The organism is Marinobacter manganoxydans MnI7-9 (assembly GCF_000235625.1).
Lineage (GTDB): Bacteria > Pseudomonadota > Gammaproteobacteria > Pseudomonadales > Oleiphilaceae > Marinobacter > Marinobacter manganoxydans.
In genome coordinates this window covers 24,932-38,860 of the sequence record NZ_AGTR01000037.1, presented here as the reverse complement: position 1 = coordinate 38,860, position 13,929 = coordinate 24,932, and the positions used below count along the sequence as shown (strand labels likewise).

At 60.4% G+C, this 13,929-nt stretch carries 12 protein-coding genes; 9 read left to right on the top strand and 3 right to left on the bottom strand.

Translation table 11 applies throughout. The features are described 5' to 3' along the window. Positions 1–41: 41 nt before the first annotated feature. On the bottom strand, positions 42–1,112 hold the full coding sequence (arsB, locus tag KYE_RS10210) for an ACR3 family arsenite efflux transporter (protein ID WP_008172984.1): 1,071 nt from the start codon (positions 1,110–1,112) through the stop codon (positions 42–44). A 91-nt stretch (positions 1,113–1,203) separates the two neighbouring features. On the opposite strand from arsB, the gene KYE_RS10205 reads away from it, so the two are divergent. The 3 genes from KYE_RS10205 to arsJ are packed head-to-tail and all read left to right on the top strand — an operon-like array spanning position 1,204 to position 4,214. Next, on the top strand, positions 1,204–1,968 hold the full coding sequence (locus KYE_RS10205) for a metalloregulator ArsR/SmtB family transcription factor (protein WP_008172983.1): 765 nt from the start codon (positions 1,204–1,206) through the stop codon (positions 1,966–1,968). Between the two features lie 46 nt (positions 1,969–2,014). Further along, positions 2,015–3,019, top strand: coding sequence for an ArsJ-associated glyceraldehyde-3-phosphate dehydrogenase (locus KYE_RS10200; RefSeq protein WP_008172982.1), 1,005 nt, complete (start codon positions 2,015–2,017; stop codon positions 3,017–3,019). Position 3,020: 1 nt separating this feature from the next. Continuing rightward, entirely contained in the window at positions 3,021–4,214 is a 1,194-nt protein-coding gene (gene arsJ, locus KYE_RS10195; RefSeq protein WP_008172981.1) for an organoarsenical effux MFS transporter ArsJ, read from the top strand. Positions 4,215–4,221: 7 nt separating this feature from the next. On the opposite strand, the gene KYE_RS10190 is transcribed toward arsJ, so the two are convergent. After that, the gene (locus KYE_RS10190) at positions 4,222–4,848 is read right to left on the bottom strand and encodes a hypothetical protein (RefSeq protein WP_008172980.1); all 627 of its coding nucleotides are present in this window, start codon (positions 4,846–4,848) and stop codon (positions 4,222–4,224) included. A gap of 89 nt (positions 4,849–4,937) precedes the next feature. Between KYE_RS10190 and KYE_RS10185 the strand changes: the two genes are divergently transcribed. From KYE_RS10185 to KYE_RS10160, 6 genes are all read left to right on the top strand, one after another. Next, positions 4,938–5,546, top strand: a complete 609-nt coding sequence (locus KYE_RS10185; protein ID WP_008172979.1) for an ATP-binding cassette domain-containing protein — start codon at positions 4,938–4,940, stop codon at positions 5,544–5,546. After that, entirely contained in the window at positions 5,533–6,330 is a 798-nt protein-coding gene (locus KYE_RS10180) for an ABC transporter permease (protein ID WP_008172978.1), read from the top strand. Before KYE_RS10185 ends, KYE_RS10180 begins: the two co-directional genes overlap by 14 nt. Further along, entirely contained in the window at positions 6,327–7,511 is a 1,185-nt protein-coding gene (locus KYE_RS10175) for an MFS transporter (RefSeq protein WP_008172976.1), read from the top strand. Before KYE_RS10180 ends, KYE_RS10175 begins: the two co-directional genes overlap by 4 nt. Before the next feature lie 11 nt (positions 7,512–7,522). Continuing rightward, on the top strand, positions 7,523–8,641 hold the full coding sequence (locus tag KYE_RS10170) for a DUF3524 domain-containing protein (RefSeq protein WP_039881981.1): 1,119 nt from the start codon (positions 7,523–7,525) through the stop codon (positions 8,639–8,641). Positions 8,642–8,751: 110 nt separating this feature from the next. Next, complete coding sequence (gene nifJ, locus KYE_RS10165; RefSeq protein WP_008172972.1) at positions 8,752–12,345, top strand: pyruvate:ferredoxin (flavodoxin) oxidoreductase; 3,594 nt, start codon at positions 8,752–8,754, stop codon at positions 12,343–12,345. Continuing rightward, entirely contained in the window at positions 12,338–13,330 is a 993-nt protein-coding gene (locus tag KYE_RS10160) for a dihydroorotate dehydrogenase-like protein (RefSeq protein WP_008172971.1), read from the top strand. Before nifJ ends, KYE_RS10160 begins: the two co-directional genes overlap by 8 nt. 12 nt (positions 13,331–13,342) lie before the next feature. On the opposite strand, the gene KYE_RS10155 is transcribed toward KYE_RS10160, so the two are convergent. Next, entirely contained in the window at positions 13,343–13,747 is a 405-nt protein-coding gene (locus KYE_RS10155) for an acyl-CoA thioesterase (protein ID WP_008172970.1), read from the bottom strand. Between the last annotated feature and the right edge of the window lie 182 nt (positions 13,748–13,929).

Here is a 13,929-nt window from a genome sequence, read left to right as displayed (position 1 = left end):
GCCGGCGCCGTGACCAAAAGCCCGACGCTGGCCGCCGCGATTTATGCCGGGAACCGATCCCGGGTCTTGTTGGCGATGCGAACAAGAACCAGCATCAGAGGTACCTCCACCAGTACCCCGACCACGGTCGCCAGCGCTGCGCCGGATTGCAGGCCGAACAGTGCGATGGCTGCGGCCACGGCCAGTTCGAAGAAGTTGCTGGCACCGATCATGGCGCCAGGCGCTGCGATACAGTGGCGTACTTTCCACAGCCTCGCCCAGCCGTAGGCCAGGAAGAAAATCAGGAAGGTCTGAACAATCAGCGGCACGGCAATCAGCACGATGTGCAGGGGGTTGTTCAGGATTACCTCGCCCTGGAAGGCGAACAGCAGTACCAGAGTGACAATCAGCGCTGCCGGGGTGACCGGGCTGAGCCGCTTCATAAAGACATCGTCGTACCACTGCTGACCGTGGCGCGAAATCAGGGCGCGACGGGTCAGGTAGCCGGCTGTTAGCGGAATCACGATGTACAGGACGACGGACAGCAGCACGGTATCCCAGGGCACCTGGATGTCGGAAATGCCCAGCAGGAAAACAACAATAGGCGCGAAGGCAAACAGCATGATGATGTCGTTAAGCGATACCTGCACCAGAGTGTAGGCGGCATCGCCTTTGGTCAGGAAGCTCCACACGAACACCATGGCGGTGCAGGGCGCCGCACCCAACAGGATCGCCCCGGCCAGGTACTCGCTGGCCAGTCCCGGCGCGATCCATGGCTCGAACACCACCATCAGAAAGAACCAGGCAATGGCAAACATGGTGAAGGGCTTGATCAGCCAGTTGACGATGGTAGTGATCGCCAGGCCTTTCGGTTCTTTCCGTACACCGACCACCGCACTGAAATCAATCTGCGCCATCATCGGGAAAATCATCGCCCAGATCAGAATGGCGATGGGGATGGAGACCTGCGCGTATTCGAAACGGGACAGGGTCTCGGGTACCACTGGTGCGAGCTGACCGAGCGCCACGCCGGCGATGATGGCCAGGGCTACCCATACCGACAGGAACTTGCCGAACAAATCCATGCCGCCGTCGGCGTCTTCAGCCCGGGTTATTTCTGTGTTGGTGCTCATCGTATTTGATGATTCCTTTACTCGTAGGGAGACTGAATCTATTATGCACAAAATTGGATATCCATAAAGCCGAATATATGGGGAAGCAGATATGAAGCGCCGCGTTTTGTTTGTCTGTACCGCCAACAGTGCCCGTTCTCTTATGGCAGAAGCCTTGCTGCGGGACATAGCCGGGGACCGGTTTGAAGTGGCCAGCGCCGGTACCGAGCCAACCGAGCCCCACCCGATGGCATTGCAGGTTCTTGAGGAAGCCGGCGTATCGACGGAAGGGCTTTCTAGCAAGCGGTTGGCAGATTTGCAGGAACAGTATTGGGATTACGTGATTACCCTCTGCGAGAAAGCTTCCAGCGAGTGCGGTGCGGTCTGCCAGCCGGCCCAGCAGATTGCCTGGGATTTTGCCGATCCGGTACCAGCAAACCGCCATTCCACTTTCGCCCTCAGGCTTAAGGAGATCAAAGAGCGAGTCGCCCTGTTCGCACTCATTCATCAGAAAGAAACTGGAGCGAAACCCGCCAGCTATGACCCGGTCACGGTGTTCAAGGCGCTGGCCGACGATTTCCGCCTTGCGGCGCTGTTAATGATCCGCAGCCAGGGGCAACTCTGTGTCTGCGAGCTTACCGAAGCCTTTGAAGCGCCCCAGCCGAAAGTCAGCCGGCATCTGGCCACGTTGCGGGATGCCGGCCTGCTGGCCACGGAGCGTCGGGGCCAGTGGATCTACTATTCCCTGAACCCGGGCATTCCGCAGTGGCTGGCCCGGGTGCTGGATGAAACCGCCAGCCATAACGGCCGATTGATAGAGAACCCGCTTGCGCGATTGCAGGCCATGGCAGACCGCCCATCTGTCCAATGTCTGTAATGTCCGCAGGGTCTAATGTACGGAACAGGTTTATCAGGAGCACAACATGAGCAAGATCAAAGTAGGCATTAATGGATTTGGCCGAATCGGTCGTCTGGCCTTGCGGGCCGCCTGGGGCTGGCCAGATATGGAGTTTGTGGCCATCAACGATCCGGGCGCCGATACCGGTACTTTGGCTCACCTGCTCAACTTTGACAGCATCCATGGTCGCTGGAGTCGGGAAGCCACTGCCGACGGAACGGATATCGTCATCGAGGGCCAGCGCATTCGCGTGACTCACAACCGGAGCATCGGTGAAACCGACTGGTCCGGCTGCGATCTGGTGATCGAGGCCAGTGGCGTGAACAAGAAGGTCAGTGCTTTGCAGGCGTACCTGGACCAGGGCGTGAAACGGGTCGTGGTCACGGCACCGGTGAAGGAGGCGGGCGCCAAGAACATTGTGGTTGGTGTGAACGATGATATTTTCGACCCGGCCAACGACCGCATTGTGACCGCCGCCTCCTGCACCACCAACTGTCTGGCACCGGTGGTGAAGGTGATTCATGAGAAGCTGGGCATCAAGCACGGCTCCATCACCACCATTCACAGCCTGACCAACACCCAGACCATTATCGATGCGCCCCACAAGGATCTGCGCCGGGCGAGAGCCTGCGGCAGTTCACTGATCCCCACCAGCACCGGTTCAGCAACGGCGATTATCGAAATATTCCCGGAACTGAAAGGGCGCCTGGATGGCCACGCCGTGCGCGTGCCGCTCACCAACGCGTCGCTGACCGATTGCGTGTTTGAAGTGGAATCGGCTACCGACAGGGACACCGTAAACCAGCTGTTGAAAGAGGCTGCCGAGGGTGAACTGAACGGTATTCTGGGCTACGAAGAGCGCCCACTGGTATCCATTGACTACAAGACCGACCCGCGTTCCTCCATCGTCGATGCCCTGTCCACCATGGTGGTCAACGGCACCCAGGTGAAAATCTACGCCTGGTACGACAACGAATGGGGCTACGCCAACCGCACCGCGGAACTGGCGCGCAGGGTGGGTGCTGCCTGATATGACGGCTGCCATCCGACAGTACCTGGTGATCACCGGCAACTACTGGGCCTTCACTCTGACCGATGGCGCCCTGCGGATGCTGGTGGTACTGCATTTCCACCAGTTGGGCTACTCGCCCCTGGAAATCGCCCTGCTGTTCATCTTCTACGAATTCTTCGGGGTGGTGACCAATCTGGTGGGCGGTTACCTGGGCGCCCGAATGGGGCTGAACCGCACCATGAACATCGGGCTGTTCCTGCAGATTGTGGCGCTGGGCATGCTGGCGGTGCCGGCGGCGATGCTCACGGTGCCCTGGGTGATGGCGGCGCAAGCATTGTCCGGCATTGCCAAGGATCTGAACAAGATGTCCGCCAAGAGCGGCATCAAGTTGCTGGTGCCGGATGAGCAGCAGGGCACCCTGTACAAGTGGGTGGCCATTCTGACGGGCTCCAAGAATACCCTCAAAGGTGTGGGCTTTTTCCTCGGTGGGGTCCTGCTGATGGCGGCCGGCTTCAAGGGTGCCGTGATTATCATGGCGGTGGCTTTGGGACTGGTCTGGCTGGCCAGCCTGTTCTTGCTGGGACAGGATCTGGGCAAGAGCAAGGCCAAACCGAAGTTCAGCGAGATCCTCTCCAAAAGCCGGGCCATCAATGTCTTGTCGGCGGCCCGGATGTTTCTGTTCGGCGCGCGGGATGTCTGGTTTGTGGTTGCTTTGCCCGTTTACCTGCACACGGTCTTTGGCTGGGACTTCTGGAAAGTGGGCGGCTTTATGGCCAGCTGGATTATCGGCTACGGCTTTATTCAGACCATTGCCCCGCGCATCACCGGCAACATGGAAGGCAAGCAGCCTGCTGTGCTCTGGGCGGCAGCACTGGCGCTGATTCCGGCAGCGATTGCCATCGGCCTGGCAGCGGGTTGGTCACCCCAGTTCGTGATTGTTGGTGGCCTGCTGTTGTTTGGCGTGCTGTTTGCCGTCAACTCGTCGCTGCACAGCTATCTCATCGTTAGCTATGCCCGCGGTGATGGGGTGTCCCTGGATGTGGGCTTCTATTACATGTCCAATGCCGCCGGCCGGTTGCTGGGAACGATTCTGTCCGGCTGGGTCTACCAGGCCTGGGGGCTGGAGGCCTGCTTGTGGATATCGTCGGGTCTGGTGGCCATGGCCGCGTTGCTGTCGGTTTTGTTGCCCCAGCGGCGGCCAGTGACGGCCTGACCGGGCTTCAGAACCGAATGGCCAGCCCTGCGGCGGCTTCCACCTGCAGGTAGCCGCTGCTGTCGAATCTGAGTTCGCAGCCGCCGGAGCAGAACGCGGAGCCGCCCGAGTTCAGGGCTGTGTAAACACCACGCAGATCGAGCCTCAGGCGCAGTTGTTCCGTCAGGAAAAACTGGTACCCGCCGCCAATGGACAGGGCGGCCCGGTGATGGGTTTCATACCGTGAATCGTCCGGCTCGAGGCGGGTAACGCCGAACACACCAGAGACAAACCCGCCATGATTCTGGCCAGCCGGGAAATACAGCCCGCCGAACTGGAGCTGGTAGATGGTCAGGTCGATGGAATCCAGGCTCGGTGCAAACAGACCATTGTCCAGTCGGGCGGAGGTGTTCTGCCGGCCGAAATAAATCTCTCCCTGTTTGCCGGGCTCTGCCAGATCAAAATTGAACACCAGTCCCTGGCTGGCGGAATCCCGGAAGTCGATCTGGTCTGAGGTGCTGGCGCCGGCGGTCTCGATATCCACCGAACTGCTCATGCGAAAACCGGCAAACGGTGCCAGACTGACCTCTGCTGCCAACGGCGGGGCAATCAGTGCAACTGCCAGTGTGAACGTAACAAGAGATCGAAGCTTCATACATCCCTGGCCTGTGTGGCTGGTTGTTGGCAGGACACTGTGCAATGGTATATCCGTTATGAACATTGGCGAGCCCTGATGAGGCTATCTTGACAGATTTGGTCCTGAAAAATCTCTGTGTTGGCACTCTCAGTAACGTGTCTTTGACGGTACCTGGTGGACAGGTTGTCTGTCTGTCCGGTCCGTCAGGCAGTGGCAAGAGTCGGCTGCTGAGAGCCGTGGCGGACCTGGAGCCCCATGGGGGCACCGTGTCTGTGGCTGATACCTGCCAGGAGGATTTGCCCGCCCACCAATGGCGAAGCCGGGTGGTGATGGTGCCGGCAGACAGCCAGTGGTGGTTTGATGAGGTTGGAGGTCACTTCCCGGATCATGTGAAGGCAGATTTGCCGTCAGCGCTGGGCTTCCCGCCCGAGGTGCTGGAGTGGTCGGTAAGCCGGTTGTCTTCCGGTGAGCGGCAGCGGCTGGCGCTCTGGCGGGCCCTGCTGCTTGAGCCTGAGGTTCTCTTACTGGACGAACCCACCGCCAACCTCGACAACGACAGCACAGAAGCGATTGAAACCTGGTTGCTTGAGGAAATCCGGAGGCGGCAGATCGCAGTGCTCTGGGTCGCCCATGATGTTGGCCAGATTCATCGGGTGGCCGATGCCCATTACCGGATTCTTGGCACCAGTCTGGAGCGCGCAGATGGAAGTGATTGATCTGGCCTGGTGGAAGTTGGGTCTGGCTGCGCTGCTGGTGCTCGCCCTGGCTGGGACGGGGTATCTGGCCCGACTGGGCATTACCCGAAACCTGTTGATCGCTGCACTTCGAACGGTGATTCAGCTGGCGCTGATCGGGCTGGTTCTGGAGGCACTGTTTGCGTCGTCCGGTTTCCAATGGATCGCCCTGATGGCCCTGGTCATGCTTCTGGTTGCCGGCCGGGAGGTTGTGGCACGTCAGGGCCGAAGACTCCAGGGCTGGTGGGCGTTCGGTATCGGCACCGGATCGATGTTCGTATCGTCCTTCTCGGTGACGGTACTGGCGCTCTCGGTAGTGATCGGCCCAGACCCCTGGTACACCCCACAGTATGCCATTCCCCTTCTGGGCATGATGCTCGGAAACACCATGACAGGCGTCAGCCTGGCGCTGGATCGTTTGAACGAATCGGTCTGGCGGCAGCGGGCCGTCATCGAGAACCGCCTGATGCTGGGCCAGACCTGGAAGCAGGCGCTGGAAGATATCCGGAGAGACGCCATGCGCAGTGGTATGATGCCATCCATCAACGCCATGGCCGCTGCCGGTATCGTCAGCCTGCCCGGTATGATGACCGGCCAGATTCTCGCAGGCAGCCCGCCGGCAGTGGCGGTGAAATACCAGATCCTGGTGATGCTGATCATCACCGTCGGCACCGGATTTGGTGCCCTGATGGCAGTTTCCTGGGGCGGGCGAAGACTGTTCGACGACCGGGAGCGCCTGCGACTGGACCGACTGGTGAAACAATGATCGACCTGCTACGACGTTACCCCCTCCCTGTGATCGTTCTGGCCCAGCTTTTCGGCACCTCGCTCTGGTTCAGTATCAACGGTGTCTGGTTGTCGCTGGCCGGCGAGCTGGGCCTGACCGAGAGTGATCTCGGGCGGCTGACATTGGCGGTGCAGGCCGGGTTTATCGCAGGCACCCTGACCATTGCGGTGACCGGCCTGGCCGACCGCTTTGGCGCGAGTCGGATCTTTGCGCTGTCGAGCCTGTTGGGGGCTCTGGTTAACGGTGGATTTATTTTCGCTGCCGGTGCGCCGCCGCTCGATTTCCTCCTGCGCTTTGCCACCGGGCTGTGTCTGGCCGGGATCTATCCCCTGGGCATGAAAATGGTCATTGCCTGGACGCCAAAGTATGCCGGGGCTGCCCTGGCCTGGCTGGTGGGCATGCTGACACTGGGAACGGCGCTGCCCCACCTGATGCGCGGAGCAACCCTGGGCATGCCCTGGGAGTGGCCGCTGATGGCGGCGTCCTGTCTTGCCGTGGCCGGAGGGCTGCTGGTGTTTCTGCTGGGTGACGGCCCGCACCTGCCTAGAAGCAGCGGGCGATTGCCCCTCAGCCAGGGGCTGGCGGCTCTGCGCATCCCGAGATTCCGGGCAGTGGCCGGTGGTTACTTCGGCCATATGTGGGAGCTCTACGCGTTCTGGACATTAACACCCCTGCTCATCGGCCGGGAGCTGCAGCGGATGGGGCAGAGTGACGCACTTATTCCCTGGTTGTCGTTTGCTGTCATTGGCATTGGTGCGGCAGGTTGCGTCGGTGGTGGCCGGCTCAGCCGAACACGGGGTAGTGAATGGGTGGCCCGGCGAGCCCTGATGGTGTCCGGGGCCTTCTGCCTGGTTTACCCCTGGCTGAACGGACTATCGCCGGCCTTGCTGATCGTTTTGCTCATTGTCTGGGGCATTGCTGTGGTTGCCGACTCACCTCAATTCTCGGCGCTGGCCTCGGCAACGGCGCCGAGGGAGTCGGTAGGCTCCTCTCTGGCGGTGATGAATGCGGTCGGGTTTGGTCTGACGCTGCCTGCCATCTGGCTGACCAGTGGGCTCTGGGGCCAGTTGAATGTCTGGGTGGTTCTCCTGCTGTTCCCTGGTCCGGTGCTCGGGCTTTGGGCGCTCTCCCGGGCTCGGCCTGAGGTTCAGGCTGGTTAGTGAGACATCGTATGACGACCTCTGGAACCACGCCGAGAATACTCCTTCTGTCTGGCTACGATGCCGCCAGTCACAGGCGCTGGCGGGAGCAGTTAGGCGCCATGTTTCCGCGTTATGAATGGCAGAGTCTTGTTCTGCCGCCCAGGTTCTTCCGCTGGCGTATCCGTGGCAATCCACTGAGCTGGCTGAACGAGCCACTCCTGCAGGAACACTGGGATCTGATCATTGCGACATCCATGGTGGATCTGGCAACCCTCCGAGGGCTGCACCCGCGTCTTGCTCACACCCCCTGCCTGCTGTACATGCATGAAAACCAGTTCGCCTTTCCGGTATCCAGCGGCCAGAACAGCAGTGCCGATCCGCAGATGGTGAACCTCTACAGTGCGCTGTCTGCCGATTGTGTGATATTCAACAGTGGCTGGAACCGGGACAGTTTTCTGGCAGGCGCCACCTCTTTCCTCCAGAAGCTGCCCGATGAAGTGCCCGAAGGACTGATCGAAACGCTGCGTGACAAGTCCCGGGTGATACCGGTGCCGATTGAGGACCGGTTGTTTGCTGATCGCCGGCCACTTATGAACCGGGCCTGCCCCCATCTGCTCTGGAACCATCGCTGGGAATACGACAAGGGGCCTGACCGTCTGCTGAAGTTCCTGCAGGTGCTGGACCAGCGTTCGATGCCGTTCAGGTTGAGTGTGGTGGGTGAGCGATTTCGCAGCTATCCGAAGGCATTTGACCGGATCCGGGAACAGTTTGGTCATTGCATCGAACACTGGGGGTTTCTGGAAAGCCGTGAAGACTACGATCATTTGCTGCGTCAGGCGGATATTGTGATCTCCACGGCTTTGCACGATTTCCAGGGGCTGTCGATGCTCGAAGCCATGGCGTCAGGTTGTGTCCCATTGGCGCCGGATCGCCTGGCCTATCGCGAGTACGTGCCGGAACTGTGTCGCTATGACAGCCATGAACAGGATGCGGAGCGAGAGGCTGAAGCTGCCGCCGACAGCCTCGAAGCCATGCTGGAAAAGGGCGCATCAGCCTGTCCGCCAGAAGGTTGGCGGGCATCCAGACTGGCCGGAGACTACCAGTTCCTGTTTCAGCACCTGATCAAAACCGGAGCAGGCAAGTCCTGATCCTGTTTCTTCCCCAAACCTGTCTCAGATCAAACCCGCCCTCTTGCGGTTGTCACCGTCGATACTAGACTCAAAGCTGTCTGCCGGCCTCACCACAGGGAGTCGTGGCCATGGAGTTTCATACCCTCGACGGCAATGAAGCGGTGTCCTCAGTGGCTTACCGCCTGAGCGAGACCATTGCCATCTATCCGATTACGCCCGCTTCAGTGATGGGCGAACACGCTGATGACTGGGCGGCCCTGGGCAAGCCCAATCTCTGGGGGCAGGTGCCAAGTGTGGTCGAAATGCAGTCCGAGGCTGGTGCCGCGGGTGCCATGCACGGGGCACTGCAGGCCGGTTCCCTGGTGACCACCTTTACCGCCTCCCAGGGACTGCTGTTGATGCTGCCCAATCTGTACAAGATTGCCGGCGAGCTGTCGCCGTTCTGCATGCACATTGCCGCCCGCAGCATTGCCACCCATGCTTTGTCCATTTTCTGCGACCATTCTGATGTGATGAGCGCCCGCGGTACCGGTTTTGCCCTGCTGGCGTCGGGATCGGTACAGGAGGCCCAGGACCTTGCGGCCATCGGCCACGCCGTCACCCTGGAAAGCCGGGTGCCGGTGATGCATTTCTTCGACGGCTTTCGCACCTCCCATGAAATCTCCAAGATTGCGGCGCTCAGTGACCAGGATTTGCAGGCGCTGGTATCGCACGACGGAGTTGAAGCACATCGCAGCCGCCGGATGACACCGGACCGGCCAGTGGTTCGCGGCACCTCCCAGAACCCGGACGCCTTCTTCCAGGCCCGGGAGGCAATCAACCCGTTCTATCAGGCGTTTCCGGACAAACTTGAAGCCGTGATGGACCGGTTTGCCGGCATTACCGGGCGCCAGTACCGGCTGTTTGATTATTTCGGCCACCCCGAGGCCGACCGGGTGGTCATCCTGATGGGTTCCGGGGCCGAATGCGCCCATGAGACGGTGGAGTGGCTGCTGGAGCAGGGCGAGAAAGTCGGGGTCCTCAAGGTGCGCCTGTTCCGGCCCTTTGCCACCGACCGTTTCCTGAGCGCTTTGCCGGATACGGTCGAGCACCTGGCAGTCCTGGACCGTACCAAGGAACCCGGAGCCCAGGGTGAGCCCCTGTTGCTGGAAGTCAGTGGCGCCTTGATGGAAGCTTACAGCCGGGGCGATCGCAAGGTGCTGCCCCGGGTGATCGGGGGGCGCTATGGTCTGTCTTCCCGGGAATTTACCCCGGCCATGGTCTGCGCCATTTTCGACCAACTGAAAGCCGAAGCGCCGAAAACCCGTTTTACCGTTGGCGTGCGGGACGATGTCAGCCATCTCTCCCTGGATGTGGACAGCGAACTGGACATTGAGTCCCCGAAAACCCGCCGGGCCCTGTTCTTCGGTCTGGGCGCTGATGGCACCGTCAGCAGCAACAAGGCCAGCATCAAGATTCTGGGCGAGGGCACGGATCTGTTTGCCCAGGGCCATTTCGTCTATGACTCCAAGAAATCCGGTGCCACCACGGTATCCCACCTGCGGTTCGGTCCGCTGCCGATCCGCTCCAGCTATCTGATCAACAGGGCCCAGTTCGTGGCCATTCATGCACCCCAGTTCCTGGAGCGTTTTGATGTGCTGGAACATGCCGCCGAGGGTGCAACGGTGCTGCTCAATGTGCCCTGGCCGAAAGAGGAGGTCTGGGACCGGCTGTCGGAAGAGGTCCAGCGGGCGCTGGTTGAGCGCAAGGCCCGACTGTTTGTGATCGATGCCGCCGAAGTGGCGGAAAAAGCGGGGCTGGAACGACGGATCAACACGGTAATGCAGGTCTGCTTCTTCGCCCTGGCGGATATCCTGCCCCGGGATGAGGCCATTGCCCACATCAAGGAATCCATTCGTAAAACCTGGGGCCGCCGCGGGCCGGAAGTGGTGCGCCGCAACGTGGAAGCGGTGGACTCGGCACTGGACAACCTGCACGAGGTACCGGTACCGGACAAGGTAACGGCCACCCGCACCCGGCCACCAAGAGTGCCGGAGGATGCGCCGGACTTTGTGCAGAAAGTCACCCGCCTGTTGCTGGAAGGGCAGGGGGACAAGCTGCCGGTCAGTGCTTTTCCGCCGGATGGTACCTGGCCAACGGGAACCAGCCAGTATGAAAAGCGAAGTATCGCCCTGGAGATCCCCATCTGGGAATCTGACCTTTGCGTGCAGTGCAACTTCTGCGCAATGATCTGCCCGCACACCGCGATCACCAGCAAGGTGTTTGAGCCCGAGACGGTCAAAGGGGCGCCAGAGGCGTTCGAGGTGGTGCCGGAAACCCACACCTCGGAGCTGGAGGGACTGGATTACCGTATTCAGGTGGCGCCTGATGACTGCACCGGCTGTGGCTTGTGTGTCGAGGTCTGCCCGGCAAAGGACCGGACCCAGCCCAAACGCAAAGCCATCAATATGCAGCCGATCGAAGCGCACCGTGAGGTAGAGGCAGAGAACCTGGCGTTTTTCCGGCAATTGCCGGATGTGCCCAGAGACCGTATCCCCCGGGACTTCAAATCCCTGCCGCTGCTGATTCCCCTGTTCGAATATTCCGGCGCCTGCTCCGGCTGCGGTGAAACACCCTACATCCGTCTGCTAACCCAGCTGGTGGGCGATCGGTTGCTGATTGCCAACGCCACCGGATGTTCCTCGATCTATGGTGGCAATCTGCCCACCACTCCGTACACAGTGAACGCCGACGGCCGTGGTCCTACCTGGAACAACTCGTTGTTTGAGGACGCGGCGGAACTGGGCCTGGGCATGCGTCTGGGGCTGGACAAGCTTGTCGGTCGGGCCTGGCAGTTACTGGAAGGGTTCCGGGAAGAACTACCTGACGGACTCTACCCGGAGCTGACCAGCGCCTGCACCACCGTTGATGAATGGGCAATGGCAGCCAGACGCACAGCCATTGAGCAGCTGCGGAACTGGCTGGCGAACAAGCAGACGCCAGAGGCCCGGGAACTGGACAGTCTGGCCGATGAGCTCTGTCCGAAGAGTGTCTGGGTAATAGGGGGCGACGGCTGGGCCTATGATATTGGTTATGGCGGTCTCGACCACGCCCTGGCCTCGGGTCAGAATGTGAAACTGTTGGTACTCGATACCGAAGTCTATTCCAACACTGGCGGGCAGCAGTCCAAGGCCACCCCCATGGGTGCGATTGCCAAGTTCGCCGCTGCCGGCAAGGCCACCCGGAAGAAGGATCTGGGCCTGCTGGCCATGAGTTATGGTCACGTTTACGTGGCCCAGATTGCCATGCAATCCCACAGCAACCACACCACCAAGGCCCTGCAGGAAGCCGAGAGCTTCGACGGCCCGGCACTGATCATCGCCCACAGCCCCTGCATTGCCCACGGTTACGACCTGGTGCACTCGCCCGCACAGCAGAAGCGGGCGGTAGACAGCTGGGCCTGGCCGCTGTACCGGTTTGATCCCCGGCGCATCCACGAAGGGCTGCCGCCCCTGCAGCTGGACTCCTTGCGTCAGAAAGTCACCATGAAAGCCTATATGCAGGAAGAGGCCCGGTTCCGGATGCTGGAGCTGCGGGATCCCCAACGCTACGAACAGCTGGTGGCGGCAGCTTCTGAGGCTGCAACTGAGCAGCGTGAGCTCTACAAGCAGCTGGCGGGGATCCACTTCGAGCCCCATGAAACTTCTGACCCTGACAACGAAAAGGGTGAACGTCATGACTGAATTGGCAACCCGTTGGCTGGGGTTGGAGCTTAGCTCGCCCCTTGTGGTCGGCGCCAGCCCCCTGACCGATGACCTGGACGCGCTGAAGGCCTGTGTTGACGCTGGCGCCGGTGCCGTGGTGATGCATTCCCTCTTCGAGGAGCAGCTTGTGGAGGAGCAGCTGGCGGCTCACCGGTTTATTGATTCGCGGATCAACATGGACGCCGAGGCCCGATCGTTTTTTCCCGAATCCGAACTCTTCGAGATGGGATCGGACAGCTACCTGCAGCGGTTGGAGCTGTTGCGACATTCACTGGGTGTGCCGGTGGTTGCCTCGCTCAACGGTATCTCGACAGGTGGCTGGACCCGGCATGCACGCGAGCTGGAAGCGGCGGGCGCCCATGCCATCGAACTGAATCTCTACGACCTGGCCTCGGATCCGGAGGAAACTGCGGAGGCACTGGAACAGAGGCAACTCTCGGTTGTGAGGTCAGTGACTGAGCAGGTGAGCATTCCGGTCAGCGTCAAGCTATCGCCTTTCTACTCGGCCTTGCCTGCGTTTGTCGCCGGTATCGAAGAGTCAGGGGCCCGGGGCGTGGTTTTGTTCAACCGGTTTTACCAGCCCGATATGGACCTGGACGAGCTGGAGTTGAGCCGGGAAGTGGTGCTTTCATCCAGCGCCGAGCTGCCCTTGCGCTTGCACGCTGCGGCCATGCTGTATGGCCAGACATCACTGGAAATGGCCGTTTCGGGTGGCGTTCACAGTGGTGATGATGCGGCAAAAGCGATTCTTTCGGGCGCTTCCGCAGTGCAGGTGGTCTCCGCATTGCTATCGGAGGGTGCCGGCGCCCTGTCGAGGATTACCCGGGAAATGAATGCTCGGCTCTCCGGAATGGGATACCGCTCGCTGGCAGAAGCACAGGGCGTTCTGTCTATGGCGAACGCCCCCAATGCCCGAACCTGGGAGCGCCTTAATTACGCCCGCCTTCTGCACGGCTGGAAATAGAGCGGTGCAGGGTCAGAGAACCTGCTCCGGCACCTCGCGGATCCGACCGTGCTCATCAATGGCAACGTAGACGAACAGACCCTCGGTGACCTTACGTGGATTCTTGGCAGTGCGGTCAAGGGTCCACACTTCCACGCTGATTTTCATGGAACTGCGGCCGATATCGACGAGTTCGCAGTAACAACCTACCTGGGACCCTACTCGCAACGGTGACAGGAACTCCATCCGGTCCATTGCCACGGTGGCGTTACGGCCCTGGGAAATCCGTCCGGCCATGGTCGCAGCGGCGAGATCCATCTGTTTTACCAGCCAGCCGGCAAAGACATCGCCATTGGCATTGGTGTCCGAGGGGAGCGGGATAATCTGCAGGGTGAGTTCGCCACGGGGCGTGGGTTTGTCATCATCTAACGCTGTCATAAAACTGCCTTCTTGCGAGCCTGGAATTGTTTTAACACGCATGGTAGCGGGCTGAAGCGGCGCTGCAAGCAAATTTGAACATTCCGGACTATATTTCAGAAGCTGTAACAAAGTTGTCACAGAGTGCCATTAGTCTGCACACATCGGTAAAACACATCCGACACAACGTCCAAACCGAATAA